This window comes from Microcystis aeruginosa NIES-843, assembly GCF_000010625.1.
Taxonomy (GTDB): Bacteria; Cyanobacteriota; Cyanobacteriia; order Cyanobacteriales; family Microcystaceae; genus Microcystis; species Microcystis aeruginosa.
This window is the reverse complement of sequence record NC_010296.1, coordinates 2,151,538-2,165,350: the sequence shown is the minus strand read 5'-3', so window position 1 is coordinate 2,165,350 and position 13,813 is coordinate 2,151,538. Positions and strand designations below refer to the sequence as shown.

The 13,813-nt window shown below is 41.7% G+C and carries 11 protein-coding genes; 5 read left to right on the top strand and 6 right to left on the bottom strand.

Annotation, left to right across the window (positions count from 1 at the left end; all coding sequences use genetic code 11):
* Positions 1–105 precede the first annotated feature (105 nt).
* Positions 106–2,532 carry a dynamin-like GTPase family protein gene (locus MAE_RS10450; protein WP_002796722.1) on the bottom strand — a complete coding sequence of 809 codons (2,427 nt, stop codon included), beginning with the start codon at positions 2,530–2,532 and terminating at the stop codon, positions 106–108.
* A 347-nt stretch (positions 2,533–2,879) separates the two neighbouring features.
* Here MAE_RS10450 and MAE_RS10445 point away from each other — a divergent pair, with 347 nt between their 5' ends.
* Positions 2,880–4,520, top strand: coding sequence for a DUF655 domain-containing protein (locus tag MAE_RS10445; RefSeq protein ID WP_012265542.1), 1,641 nt, complete (start codon positions 2,880–2,882; stop codon positions 4,518–4,520).
* A gap of 219 nt (positions 4,521–4,739) precedes the next feature.
* On the opposite strand, the gene MAE_RS10440 is transcribed toward MAE_RS10445, so the two are convergent.
* From MAE_RS10440 to MAE_RS10430, 3 genes are all read right to left on the bottom strand, one after another.
* Entirely contained in the window at positions 4,740–5,051 is a 312-nt protein-coding gene (locus tag MAE_RS10440) for an MgPME-cyclase complex family protein (RefSeq protein WP_002797828.1), read from the bottom strand.
* Between the two features lie 67 nt (positions 5,052–5,118).
* Entirely contained in the window at positions 5,119–5,841 is a 723-nt protein-coding gene (locus MAE_RS10435) for a pyridoxine 5'-phosphate synthase (RefSeq protein WP_197533167.1), read from the bottom strand.
* 59 nt (positions 5,842–5,900) lie between these two features.
* Positions 5,901–6,245 (bottom strand): YbaB/EbfC family nucleoid-associated protein, encoded by a 345-nt coding sequence (locus tag MAE_RS10430; protein ID WP_012265540.1) that lies wholly within the window; start codon positions 6,243–6,245, stop codon positions 5,901–5,903.
* A 263-nt stretch (positions 6,246–6,508) separates the two neighbouring features.
* Between MAE_RS10430 and MAE_RS27690 the strand changes: the two genes are divergently transcribed.
* Positions 6,509–7,705: a DUF4377 domain-containing protein gene (locus tag MAE_RS27690; protein WP_002797825.1), complete on the top strand. Its 1,197-nt coding sequence runs from the start codon at positions 6,509–6,511 to the stop codon at positions 7,703–7,705.
* A 429-nt stretch (positions 7,706–8,134) separates the two neighbouring features.
* On the opposite strand, the gene MAE_RS10415 is transcribed toward MAE_RS27690, so the two are convergent.
* The gene (locus MAE_RS10415) at positions 8,135–8,956 is read right to left on the bottom strand and encodes a hypothetical protein (protein ID WP_002796723.1); all 822 of its coding nucleotides are present in this window, start codon (positions 8,954–8,956) and stop codon (positions 8,135–8,137) included.
* A 201-nt stretch (positions 8,957–9,157) separates the two neighbouring features.
* Positions 9,158–9,289: a hypothetical protein gene (locus MAE_RS35695; protein ID WP_261779241.1), complete on the bottom strand. Its 132-nt coding sequence runs from the start codon at positions 9,287–9,289 to the stop codon at positions 9,158–9,160.
* An 88-nt stretch (positions 9,290–9,377) separates the two neighbouring features.
* Between MAE_RS35695 and MAE_RS10410 the strand changes: the two genes are divergently transcribed.
* From MAE_RS10410 to fbp, 3 genes are all read left to right on the top strand, one after another.
* Positions 9,378–11,630 carry a ribonuclease R family protein gene (locus MAE_RS10410; RefSeq protein ID WP_012265538.1) on the top strand — a complete coding sequence of 751 codons (2,253 nt, stop codon included), beginning with the start codon at positions 9,378–9,380 and terminating at the stop codon, positions 11,628–11,630.
* A 2-nt stretch (positions 11,631–11,632) separates the two neighbouring features.
* Positions 11,633–12,415: a DUF3153 domain-containing protein gene (locus tag MAE_RS10405; protein ID WP_012265537.1), complete on the top strand. Its 783-nt coding sequence runs from the start codon at positions 11,633–11,635 to the stop codon at positions 12,413–12,415.
* A gap of 177 nt (positions 12,416–12,592) precedes the next feature.
* On the top strand, positions 12,593–13,639 hold the full coding sequence (fbp, locus tag MAE_RS10400) for a class 1 fructose-bisphosphatase (RefSeq protein WP_012265536.1): 1,047 nt from the start codon (positions 12,593–12,595) through the stop codon (positions 13,637–13,639).
* Positions 13,640–13,813 lie beyond the last annotated feature (174 nt).

The following is a 13,813-nucleotide window of genomic DNA, read 5'->3' as shown; positions in this document are numbered from 1 at the left end:
TCCCCCGATGAGTTTTAATTTTAATTAATTTTTTGCTTTGACAGCAAATCGGTTTTTGATAGATGGATGGTTTTCCCTCCACTTCCCACCTTCCTACTCCCCATATTAATTGCTGGAGTCATTAACAACTTCAGGGACAATCTCTAATTCTTGTTCACCAATTACAGGTAAATGATTTTTCTGTAAACCCATAGCAGTTAAACAAGTATTGAGAGAGTTTATCGCTTGGTTATAATCCTCAATTGTTTGGTGAATTTCTTCCTGTTTGCGGGCATTATTCGCAATTTTTTCCGCTGCTTCCTGTTCTAAAGTTTGTTCTAGATAAGAACGAGCTTGATTGAACTGTTGTAGAATAGTAGCCGCTTGTTTTTTTGCCATTGGTATCAATTGATTTTTCAGAGTATTATTAACAGTTTGGCGGAAATTTTTATGAATTGTCGCTGATACTTTTGGCTCAAAATCTAACTTAAGTAATTGACGGATAGCAGGTTCGGCAGCAAGAATACTTTCACAGTCATAACCTTGGGCAGTTTGTTGCACAGTTTGCCGAAATTGAAAGATCGAAAAAGTGCCTTCGTTGTAAAAATTATGATTTTCTCGTACATAGCGATCACACTCAGTTTTTGCTTCGGAAATCAAGGCATGAATTAACTGCAATTCTAGCTGTTTTAGCTGACTTTCTAGGTGGCCATCATTGCCTAATAAGCGGTAAATTTGTCGATAATAATCACCTTGTCTTACCGCATCTAAAAGACGCTGACAAAAGCGACTAATTAAACTGGTTGACTCCTCAATTAACACATCTTCTAGCTGGTTAGACAGATAATAAAAAGCTTCCACTAATACTGCTAATAAAGGTGCTGTAGCATTGCGGGGATGGTTTAAAGTCGCTTGCGAGTAAGCATTTTTAACAGAAAAAGTATTTAATAACTCATCCAATCTTGATACCATTCTCGCTTTCAGTTTTTTAAAGTCTTCTTCAAAGTTTTCATCGCTATTAACCACGATAGCATTGACATAACCCTCGATATGTTTAGTTAATTTCTCTCCCACTTCCTTTAACTCTTGATTGAGGTGATTTAACTCCAGAGCTTTCATCGCCTCAATTTCTCGTGGTTGACTTTCTAAATCACGATAAATACCCTGGTAATGATTTTTGAGAGTGATACAGAGAGATTGTAAATCATCAGCTAAAGTTGCAAACAATTGCGGGCGTTTTTCTTCGGTGAGATAACGAGTAATTGCCCTGCGAAATTCTTCGATACCGCTATCAGCAATTAACTGCTCTAGTAAAGGAGTTCCCCACTCGCTTAAAACTCGGAAGTAATTTTTATTAGGAGTTTCATAACCGTGGATGGAAACTTTAAAGGGAGTTGCCAGTAATTTACCGGAGTTGGCACAATAGTTATTAAACTCGCTGACAAATTGCGGTGTTTCTTCTTCTCCTCCTAAATTTTTAACACTTTCGGTAAAGATAGAATCTAAACCATAACGCTGATTAATATTGGTTTGATTTTTCACCTGATACCCATAAAACCCTAAAAGTCCGCTGGTTTTGTAAATGCGGGAAGTATCACGAAATTGCGTTTGAATTAGGTTTTCTAAACGCTGTTTTAGTTGGGCTGAGTACCAGGTTTCATCGATGCGGTTAAAAACATAAAAAACTCGATCACGAATACCAGCATTAGAGCGAATTTTTTCGAGTAATTCCGTTTCTTCTGTGGCTAATTCTCCCGCAGAAGCAGCCTTTAAAACACAAACCACTGCCGAAGTATCAGGATGCTCTATTTTACGATAGGCTAAGGCGGCATCTTTTTGGACTGGGGCATCAATACCGGGCAAATCTACCAAAACGTTACCATCTTTAAGGAGAGGATGATGACAGTAATATTCTAGACGTTTTAAGACGGCGCTATTGCTACCACGACGGGCAAAACTTGCCGCTTCTGCTAAATTAGAAAAGTGAAATTGTTCCATGGAATAGGTGGCATTATGCAGCGTATGGATCCGCTCACGATTTTGAGTAAATCCTTCAATTAATAATTTTAAACCCTGAGCTTGTTTAGCTCGCTCGGATTTGCCTTCTCCCCCTTCCTGTTCGATAATTTTTTGACAGTATTGGTTTAACTGACTACAGTATTCGTGGGAATTAATGTTACTGGGATTAGTTAATTGCAGATTTTGACAGACGGTATCGACTAAAGTACGAATTTCTACTTCGCTGAGAAAGGTTAAAACCACTCTTTCCTCATCAGCTTCTGCGTACTCAATATAACATTCTGTACCCGTTGCGTGTCCTTCGGCACTATACAGCAATTCTCGCTCTAAAAGTGCATTGATTAACATTGATTTCCCGGCACTAAAAGCACCGGCAAAAACGATTTCAAATTTGGGAGAAATGGCTTTTTGTAGGGCAATTTCTATCTTGCTGGTATCCTGTTGATTGCGGAGAGAGGATTCGCCTTTGAATAGTTCAATTATACTGTTAACATTACCAGCCAGATTACTGCATTGGGGTAAAAGTTCAGTCATGGTAAAACCCAAATCTAGAAGAACAGTGCTATTGTTCCCCAGATTATAACAAAATTCCCTAACTAGATGTCACATCTTTGGTCAGCGATTTAAGCAATCAAAGACAAAGCCATCGTCTTCAATCTAGAATCAGGATTGATTAAGTAGTTGGACAAAAGTAAAGTTAACTGTGGGGTAAGGAGTCAGTAGTCAGTAGTCAGTAGTCAGTAAGAATTGCGGCAATTTACATTTCTTAAGATAGACAACAGAATTTATGTCCGACTACTTATAATCAATTTAGTACATACCGATTTCCGAGAACCTCCTTAGGTAAAAATTCCCTCCTGAATCCTAGGGTAATGATAATTATGTGGACAAAAATGGCAATAGATAAATTGAGATTAAAAAAAATTCGGCCTATGGGACAGTTGGGATTTTTGTTAGGAACAGTTTCTCTTTTGGGTGGCTGTCATTCTTTGAATGCTATCCAAAATCGTCCGCAACCCTTGCCCCAAGATCAATATATTCAAGTCTATTTTAATTATAATCAGGCCCAGGGGTCAAATTATACCGATCCCTATCGCCAAATTAATCGCCCGGGGGATAATTTAGAACAGGTTATTATTGATAATATCAACTCGGCCAAAAGTTCGATCGATCTAGCAGTGCAAGAGTTACGTTTACCCGCCATTGCTCAAGCTTTAGTTGCTCGTCAGCAGCAGGGAATTAAAGTTAGGGTTATCCTCGAAAATATTTACAATAAACCTATTCATAGTTTAGCCAAAAACCAAGAAAAATCAAGCGATCGAGAACAGGAACGTTATCAAAACCTTTTTGACTTAGTTGATCTAAATCGAGATGGTAAATTAAGTGCGGAGGAAATCGCCCAAAGAGATGCAATTACTATCCTCAAAAAAGCTGGTATTCCCCTAATTGATGATAGGGCAGATCGCTCAAAAGGTAGCGGTTTAATGCACCATAAATTCATGGTTATTGATAATTACACTACTTTAATCAGTTCAGCTAACTATACCTTAAGTGATATTCATGGAGACTTTTCTAATACCCAAACTGTCGGGAATGCCAATCACTTATTAGTCATTAATAATCCCCCACTAGCTAGAGTTTTTCAACAAGAATTTAATCTGATGTGGGGAAGGGAAGATCGGCCTAAATTTGGGTTAGATAAACCCCAAAGAAAACCGCAAAAAATTCCTATCGGTAATAGTAGTCTGACGGTCAAATTTTCCCCCGATTCTACCGCTTATCCCTGGGCAATTACTAGCAATGGTCTGATCGGTGAAACTTTAAATAAAGCTGAAAAATCCGTGGATTTAGCCCTGTTTGTCTTTACGGAACAGCCTCTAGCTAATATTCTCGCCAGACGACATCAAAAAGGGATAGAAATTAAAGCTTTAATTGATCCTAGTTTTGCCTTCCGATACTATAGCGAAGGATTAGATTTATTAGGAGTTGCTCTCAGTAATAAATGTCGTTATGAACCAGATAATCAGCCTTGGCAAAACCCAATTAATACTCTAGGAGTTCCCGATCTAGCCCGGGGAGATAAATTACACCATAAATTCGGTTTAATCGATGATAAAATTGTGATTACTGGTTCTCATAATTGGTCAAGAGCCGCTAACCATCAAAACGATGAAGCTTTAGTTATTATCGATAATCCCACCGTTGCCGCTCATTTCGATCGAGAATTTCAATATCTTTACCGTACCGCTAAATTAGGACTGCCGGAAACTATTAAAAATCGGATCGAACAGGATAGAAAAAACTGCCCCCAATCTGTAACAATTAAAAGCGATCGCTTAATTAATTTAAACACCGCCACCAAAGAAGAACTAGATAGTTTACCCGGTATCAGTGGCAAATTAGCCGAAAAAATTATCGCTGCCAGGCAACAAAAACCCTTTACTTCCCTAGAAGATTTGGATCGAGTATCGGGAATCGGTCAGGGAAAAATTAGCAAGCTCAAAGGCAAAGTCAGCTGGTGATCAGTGCCTCGTCTGTATTTTTTGCCATAGACAAAAACTAGCAATTTTCCCTTGTTACGGCAAGCTAAGTAGGTAGGTGTTAAAATCGTCAGCCCCCCTTATTAAGGGGGATCCCCCCGCCTATCGGCACCCCCCTTATCAAGGGGGGCAGGGGGGATCGAACCCAAAATCTATCTTCTATTTAATTATAACCACTTATTTACCACAGACAAAAAAGGGTTATTTTAACGGTTCGGGAATACTATCGGAAGGAGCTTCAAACTGTCCAGTAATAACGTATTCTAGACGCAATTTCAGCCAAGTAATAAACTGTTGATTGAGAGAAACAATCGCCGCTGCCGGTTGGGGAGTTTTCTTTTTGATATCGGCAAAAGCGGGAGTATCTAAAAAAGCTGGATTGGCAATTAACCAAAAATCAATTTCTTGACCTTTTTCTTGATAATTCCTGATTCTTTCCTTCAAAACTTCCTTTTCGATCGCTTCTTCTTCTAAAAACTTTTGACTGGCTACCAAATAATAATAAGTTGTCATCATCTTTCCTTTAATTTTTCAGTGTAATTGTTCGTTAGTCGGTAGATTAGCTGATAGCTGATGGCTTTTACAATTGTCCACGCATAGCCAATTTCATTTCCCTAACAGCCCGTTCCAACCCGACCAAAACCGCACGACTGATAATTGTGTGACCAATGTTCAATTCTTCCATATTGGGCAAACAGGCGACGGCATAAACATTCCCATAGGTCAAACCGTGACCAGCATTCACCCGCAAACCCAGAGAGGAAGCGTATTCACAACCTTCTTTAAGAATTGTTAACAATGCTTGACGATCGCTCTCCTGTTGTGCTTCGGCGTATTGACCGGTATGGAGTTCAATAAATTTCGCCCCCGTATTAGCGGCCGCTTGAATTTGGGCAAAATCGGCATCAATAAACCAACTAACGGGGATATTAGCCGCTTGCAGGCGCTCTACAACCCGACAAAAACGGTCAAAATTGCCCAGCATATCGATCCCCCCTTCCGTGGTCACTTCCTGGCGCTTTTCGGGGACAAGGGTGACATAATCGGGTTTAATATCGAGAGCAATGGCGATCATTTCCTCCGTCGGGGCCATTTCCAGATTCAGATGAGTCCGCACCGTTTGCCGGAGAATCCGCACATCGCGATCTTGGATATGACGACGATCCTCGCGCAAGTGAACGGTAATGCCATCAGCACCACCGATTTCGGCCAAAACTGCCGCCGCCACGGGATCCGGTTCCACGGTGCGGCGCGCTTGGCGAATTGTGGCCACATGGTCGATATTGACACCCAAAGTCAGCAAAGTTGAACCTCCTTGTTTGTTAGTCCAACTTTCCATCTTACCATTGCCGTCAAAAGCGATTACATACTGGGGATATTTAAACCACTGGTCAGTTCTTCCATTTTGCTGCGCATGGTTTCCGTGGAGGCATCATAGGCGACTTTCATGGCTTCTAGAATAGACCCAGCCACAATCTCCAGATCTTGGGAGAGGAGAGCCGGATCGATTTCAATCCCCCGGGGTTCTTGGTTGCCACTGAGATAGACTGTCACCAAGCCATTTTCACTCTGGCCGGGAATTTCCATATTTTCCAGTTCTTCTTGCAGAACTTTGGCCCCTTGTTGCACCTGTTGCGCTTTTTGGAAAGCGTCTTGTAATTCTTTAATCTTACCGAGACCGAATCCGAATCCTTGTCCTTGTGCCATAATGTTTTTTTTGTTTAAGGGGTCACTCAAGGTTTTTATTGTACTGCTTAAGGTGAACTCGGAGCAACTTTTGGCCATTTGAGGGCAAAAAGTGATTATTGACAACGATGACTTTCTGACTGGGTTAAGGTTTGAGGGAACTTGTTCTCTCTTCATCCGTCACGGGATGGTCAGAAAGAGAAATCCGAAAAATTATCCTAACCACTCAGTCGATTACCCCACGCCATAATACAATTGTTGCTTTGACGAGGAGAATAGCAATTTTGAACGCCAAAAAAACGGGAATTTTCTTGACAATTGCCCTAAGTTGTGCTTTAGCGGGGAAAGCGGCGATCGCTAATACTTCCCCTTTGGAGGGGACTCGATGGAAACTAAGGGGGTGGACAGCTGGAAGTTTGGTGAAAGAAACGGAAATTACTGCCGCTTTCCAGAAAAATATCCTCAGTGGTTCGGCCGGATGCAACCAGTATAATACTGGCTATCAAGTCAATAATGGCACGTTCCAGATCAACCAAGCGATCGCTACTACCAAAAAAGCTTGTCCGGAACCGCAGATGAAACAAGAAAATCAATATCTGGCCGCCTTGCAAGGAGTGGAACAATTCCAAGTAACAGTTAAAGGCGATTTACAATTATTTTATCGTACTCCCGAAGGTTTAGGAATACTCACTTTTACCCCCGCACCGACCACCACGCGCACGGAAAAGACAATTTATATCAATTCTAGGAAACAACCCTGTAGCCAAGGACCAACCAAAGACTGTTTACAGATACGAGAAAAACCAGAGGAAAACTGGAGATTGTTCGCCAATAGTATCGAGGGATTTGATTATAAACCAGGATTTTTCTATCAAATTAAAGTTAGCATTGAAACCGTCTCCAATCCAGCTAATAATCAAAATTCGGAAACATGGAAGCTATTAGAAGTTATTAGCCAAACCCCAGAAAAAGAGACTCCGCGAGCTTGGTTTGATCGACCGTTAACTAATTGGAATAAAGCCAAGGCACCTATCCCCAAATCTCCCGTTAAAACCGTGATTGATAACCAGTGTCGTGAACAGGTTCGTCCGGCAATTACTGCCAATGATCAAGCGCTTAATAAAGCAGGATGGTTACTGTACGGGTCCGTGCAAACCTATGGTAAAACTAGCGTTATTTCGGCCATGAGTGGAGTGGATGGAATGTGCCGACCGATGGGTTATCAAGACTTTGTTTTTGTCGATGGTAAATTCGCTGGCACTCTTTCCCCGCGACCGATGGATTCCCGCACTGATGGAGCATCTCAGAGAATTGTTTTACAAAATAGCGATCGAATTATTGTGGTTTTTAATCGCTATAAAGACACGGATCCTCTCTGTTGTCCTTCCCAATTAAGTCGCGTTATTTATCAAATCGAAACAGTCAGCGGAGTGCCAGTTGTTGTTCCCAAAGAAGTGGAAACAGAAGCGGTGAGAAACTAATTCAGTTATCAGTTATCAGTTATCAGTTATCAGTTATCAGTTATCAGTTATCAGTTATCAGTTATCAGTTATCAGTGAGATAGGGAGATAGGGAGATAGGGAGATAGGGAGATAGGGAGAAAAAGAACGTAGGTTGGGTTGAAGCATGAAACCCAACGCCCGATTATGTTACGCTACCGCTAACCCATCCTACAAATAATTGTGCCTCCCTACTTAATAGCTTCCTTTTTTATTATATCTCCCGCAAAATTGAGTTTTTAATCGCAGATGCTATTAAAGTCCTTAATTTAAGGATTTTTACAGAAAAAGATCGCTTTTCTACTGCCAGGAAATAATCTATTTCTTTCTGCTTCTCCTGACTCGGAGAATACTGGCTCGGAGACTTCTCACTTAACGGAAGATTTTTGATTTATGCAGCAGGTTTAGTGATTAGGCACTGATACTAGATAAGTAGTTATAGAATTCTAATAACTCCTCATTAGTTAGCAGTAAACGGGACTTTTTGCCATAGGTAGAAATCAGGTATTCCCGACCTTTTTCTGTGGTCCAAGCTAATCGTTTCATCTCCACATCAATTTTAGTTTTAAGAACTGAATAATCGATTTCTTCGGGAATAACAACAACTGGTTCCGGTTCTGGGGGTTCTTCTTCGGTTAAACTCGCTTCTTCTGGCAATTCTGATAATAAGGAGTAATTATCGGTTTCCATTTCTAATAATAAAGGCTCTGGTTCCGGTAAAGGAATATCCTTAACTTGGGGTAATTCTGGTTCAATTTTAGCTGGGGGAATATCCTTAACTTGGGGTAATTCCGGTTCAATTTTAGCTGGGGTAATATCCTTAACTTGAGGTAATTCCGGTTCAATTTTAGCTGGGGGAATATCCTTAACTTGAGGTAATTCCGGTTCAATTTTAGCTTCAGGACGAGGTATTTCAGTGACTTTAGGCGTTTTGGTCGATTTTTTGGCACTAGCGACGGGTTTAGGTAAATCTTCTGGTAGAGAAATATTATTGGGGCTGACTTTTTCCACAAGCTGGAGATCGGGGGTGCTTTCAGCCTCTAAAAGCAGTAAAGCCCGTTCTCTGGCTCTATCTTCGGCGATTTCCACCGTATCTGCCGCAGCTAAACCTGTAACGACCGTTTTTCCCTCAATTTCGACGATCGCTTTCACAATATACTTGCCGTGATCGATTTGAACTAACTCGCTAATCAGGGCAACTTGGGGGTAACGTTGGCGTAACTTTTGCAACATGGTGACTTTTTCGAGTTCTTTTGTACTTATATTAGAATACTCTATCGCAATTCTGGAAAAATGTAGCAAGTTCTTGCTAAGATTAAAGGTTAGATAAAATTTTCAGTCCTAGGATTAGCCTTGCCCACAGCAACAAGATTCTACTAGGCTGAAGCTTCTGCCAGAAAGACTAGCGATCGCCAAAAAGTTTGCCGGTGTTCGCTATTGGCTTATACTAACGAAGGCTTCGATAATTCTCAGGGTAGGTTCGGGTGTTCGATGCTTGGTCAGTTTACCTTCACTGTCACCACCAGCGATCGCAATTACCCCGACAGAGATAATCTCTCGAGTCAATAGTTTAAATCAATCTTCCCATTATTAAGTATTTAAACTTAATTATTCACGATTCCGTCAGTGTCTTGTAAGTAAGGATTATTGTTAGATGGACTTCTCGATCGCCACACTCCTCTCTCATCTTAGTGATGATAAATTAGCTACGGGTAAACTTCTCGAAAAAAAACTGGGCTGCGAAGACGATCCCGAAAGCTGCGAAAAATTGCAAGTGATTCTCGATGCTTTGGAACGTCTGGGAATGGTTGTCAAAGAACGCGGGCGCTATCGTCGTGTGATCGAGGAAAATGTCGTAGAAGCAAAGCTGCGCTGTTCCAGCAAAGAATTTTGCTTTGCTATCCAAGATATCGAAGATGCTGATGACATCTACGTCTCGAAAAATCATTTAAGTAACGCTTGGAATGGCGATCGAGTTTTAGTCAAAATCATCCGCGAGGGAACCCGTCGTCGTTCCCCAGAAGGAGAGGTGAGATTAATTCTCGAACGAGCTAATCCTTCGCTTCTAGCGCAAGTAAAACAGGAAAATGAGCGGTTTGTGGCGGTTCCCCTGGATGATCGCCTGAAATTTACCCTTAATCTCCTCGAAAACGGTCAAAATCTCCAAGAAAACATCGATCACCTCGTTCATGTTTCCGTCCTCCGTTATCCCCTAGGGGAAATGCCTCCCATCGGTAAAGTTACTCGTGTTCTCGGTTCCACGGCCGAGGCCGCTGCCGACACCGATATCGTCTCCTGTAAACACGATCTACCCCATAATTTTCCGCCAGAAGCCCTCGAAATTGCCGATAATTTAGCGGATTTCTTCGATAGTGGCGAAAAAGAACAACTGCGAGATTTAACCCCACTCTTCACCTTTACCATCGAAGATGACAACCCCCTGGATTATCCCCCGATCATTGAAAATGCCTTTTCTTTAGAGAAAATCAACCAAAATCGCTGGCGAGTCGCCATTCATATCAGCGATGTGGCCCGTTACATTGAACGGGGCGGATTATTGGATAAAGTTGCCAAAAAACGGGGAACTGCCGTCTATTTAGGCGAAAAAGTGCTGCCATTAGTCCCGGCTGCCGTTACCAGTCGTTGTTCCCTGTCACCGCAAGAACAGCGCCCCGCTATTTCTATCCTCGTCACCCTCGATGACAAGGGGGAGCTAGTGGAGTACGAAATCACCCGCAGCCTCATCCAAGTGGATCAACATTTTACCTATCAACAGGTGCGCGATCTGCTCAGTGAAGAAGATAGCGAAGCTGCCCCCACCGATACCGTTGAAACCCTGAAAGATTTATTTTTTAGCGTTTGCCCCACCCTAAAATCCCAACGTCTGCAGCGGGGTAGTTTTGATATTCAATTAGACAAAATCTCTCCCTACAAAGACGAAGGACGGGGGGGGACTGTTCTCGCTTCTAATAATTTACCGGCCCGTTCTTTACTGACAGAAGTGGCAATTTTAGCCGGCAAAGTCGTCGCTGAACATTTGCAAGCTTTACACTTACCCTGTATCTACTGTGGACAATCGGAACCGGATTGGGATGAATTGGAGGATTTACTCAAATTAGCCAATAATTTAGGGGCAGAATTAAATTTAACTGCCGAGGAGGAGATTAAACCCAATGACTATCAAAATCTCACCCGCATTTTTTCCGCTTCCACATCGGTGAAAGTCCTCAATTATCTCCTGCAAGAAACTCTCAAATTAGTTAGATATAGCAGCCATCCTTTACAGCATTTTGGTTTGGCCTATCCTAGCAATTATACCCACTGTCTCTCACCCCTGCAAAGATATGCCGATCTTTGGGTACAACGGGTGTTAAAAATCTTATTAACAGAGGGGAAAGATCGCCGCAGCAAAATCGTCAAAGTCGGGGTTAATTTGGGCAGTAATAGCTGTCATGGACAGATTCATTGGAATATTCTCCCAAGTCAAATTCAGGAGGAGTTAGAAGAAGAAAGCCACCTCATTGTTTCCCATCTTAATGATCGCTCAAAAATTGCTGAAGATGCGGAAAAAGACCTAGAAGGATTGAAAAAAGCCGAGAAAATGAAAGAAAGAATGGGTCAAGTTTTTCGCGGCTTAATTACCGGTGTACAATCCTATGGTTTTTTCGTGGAAATTTCCGATTTATTAGTGGAAGGGTTGGTCCATGTTTCTTCTCTCAAGGATGACTGGTATGAATATCGCGCCCGTCATAGCTGTTTGGTAGGACGGAAAAATCGCGTTGCCTATCGTCTCGGTGATGAGGTGGAAGTGGAAGTAAAAGATGTAGACTATTATCGTCAGCAAATCGATCTAGTTACGGTTAGCGGTGGCAGTTCAGCAAGTTATGACGACTTAGAAGAAGATTAATTATGAATCAACCAACCACCGAAAAAATCGGGAAAACCCGCTTTATTCTGCCCTTTTTATGCGGTATTTTTCTCTTTTTAACTGGCTGTGTCCGTTATGATGTGGGCATTAATTTTCCCCACCAACACCACGGGGAAATTATTCAACATATCACCCTCGGACAACGTTTAACCAGTCTCAGTCAAACCGAAGCCACTAAATGGTTAAATAGTATCGAACAGAGGGCAAAATTACTTAAGGGGAAAACCGATCATATTTCCGAACGAGAAATAATTGTCACTATTCCCTTTAGTAATAGTCAGGAATTAGAGGAAAAATTCAATCAATTTTTTGATCCTAGTTCTTCCTTTAAAATCAAAAATTCCCCTAATACCGATGATATAAAGTTACTGCAACTAGATTCAAAACTGGCAGTGACAGAACAAGATTGGTTCTTTTTGACCCAGAAAAACTTAAAATTAACCGTTGATTTGCGGGCTTTAGGTGTGCTTTCCGAACAGGGAAATATTATCATTAGCCCCGGTTCTTTAGTCGATATCGACTTCGCTTTAAAGACTCCCTTAGCTGGTCAAAATCTTGAAGATGACTCAGGATTAAATCCCCCGGTAGAAAAAGTTGATGATCAGTTAATTTGGCATTTAAAACCAGGAGAAATTAACACCATTGCGGCAGCTTTTTGGGTTCCTAACTATTTAGGTATCGGCACAATAGTTATTGTTTTAATAACAGGTTTTGCCTATTACTTGAAATATAAACGCTTGCCCGGTGTATCCCCATCGACTTAAATTGAGAGGGCAACTATTGACCGGGATTTAATGATCAATGAGGGGAAAATTAGCCAACTCTAAAACTGATCTAAAAATTGGACCGCAATAGGGAAAATCTTGGCTAGGATCAAATCATAGTCACAATTGAGACTAGACGGGTTTCCCTTTTTTACTTTATTACTGGCAATTACAGTTATGGTTAGCAATATTCCCTTTTCTATCCCCGAACATAGCCTCGATCGAGATTGTACCACCCTCTCCCGTCACGTCCTGCAACAACTACAAAGCTTTTCCTCCGACGCGCAGGATTTAAGCGCAATTATGAGTCGGATTGCCCTAGCGGGGAAATTAATTGCCCGTCGTCTCAGTAAAGCGGGATTAATGGCGGATGTGCTAGGTTTTACTGGAGAAACCAACGTCCAAGGGGAATCGGTCAAGAAAATGGACGTTTTTGCCAATGAGGTATTTATCTCGGTTTTTAAGCAAAGTGGTTTAGTTTGCCGTCTTGCTTCCGAGGAAATGGATAAACCCTATTATATCCCAGAAAACTGTCCCATCGGTCGCTATACCCTACTCTACGACCCGATCGATGGTTCTTCCAATGTGGATATTAACCTAAATGTGGGTTCGATTTTTGCCATCCGTCAACAGGAAGACAATGATTTAGACGGAGAGGCGCGGGATTTACTGCAAAATGGTCGTAAACAAATCGCCGCCGGTTATATTCTCTACGGACCCTCGACTATTTTAGTTTACTCGATCGGTCGCGGTGTTCATGCCTTTGTCCTTGACCCCAGTTTAGGGGAATTTATCCTCGCCCAAGAGAATATTATTATCCCCGATCACGGTCCGATTTATAGTACCAATGAGGGCAATTTTTGGCAGTGGGATGAGGCAATTCGCGACTATACTCGTTATGTCCACCGTCATGATGGTTACACGGCCCGTTACAGTGGGGCATTAGTGGGAGATATCCATCGAATTTTAATGCAGGGTGGAGTTTTTCTCTATCCGGGTACTGTTAAAAATCCCCAGGGAAAATTGCGCTTAATTTATGAAACTGCCCCCCTTGCTTTTTTAATTGAACAGGCAGGAGGTAAAGCTAGTGATGGGGTGACAAATCTTTTAGATATCGTTCCCGATAAATTACACTACCGCACACCTTTAGTGATCGGTAGTGTCGAAGATGTTAAATTGGTGGAGTCTTTTATCGCTGATCGCCGTCATCGCGATCGAGTTTAACTTATAGTTTTATTTAGCGATTAAGTAAGTAGTTATAATTAAATTGAAGATAGATTTTGCGTCTGATCCCCCCTGCCCCCCTTGATAAGGGGGGTGCCGATCCCCCCTTAATCCCCCCTTAATAAGGGGGGCATTTGAGAACTTTTAACACCTACCTACTTAGGAAGCCAGATA

Bases quoted from the DNA above. Each gene is read 5' to 3' on its own strand.
- MAE_RS10440 (WP_002797828.1), bottom strand. From the start codon at position 5,051: ATGACAACTTATTATTATTTGGTAGCCAGTCAAAAGTTTTTAGAAGAA.
- MAE_RS10410 (WP_012265538.1), top strand. From the start codon at position 9,378: ATGGACTTCTCGATCGCCACACTCCTCTCTCATCTTAGTGATGATAAA.
- MAE_RS10405 (WP_012265537.1), top strand. From the start codon at position 11,633: ATGAATCAACCAACCACCGAAAAAATCGGGAAAACCCGCTTTATTCTG.
- MAE_RS10430 (WP_012265540.1), bottom strand. From the start codon at position 6,245: ATGGCACAAGGACAAGGATTCGGATTCGGTCTCGGTAAGATTAAAGAA.
- MAE_RS10450 (WP_002796722.1), bottom strand. From the start codon at position 2,532: ATGACTGAACTTTTACCCCAATGCAGTAATCTGGCTGGTAATGTTAAC.
- fbp (WP_012265536.1), top strand. From the start codon at position 12,593: ATGGTTAGCAATATTCCCTTTTCTATCCCCGAACATAGCCTCGATCGA.
- MAE_RS10445 (WP_012265542.1), top strand. From the start codon at position 2,880: ATGTGGACAAAAATGGCAATAGATAAATTGAGATTAAAAAAAATTCGG.
- MAE_RS10415 (WP_002796723.1), bottom strand. From the start codon at position 8,956: ATGTTGCAAAAGTTACGCCAACGTTACCCCCAAGTTGCCCTGATTAGC.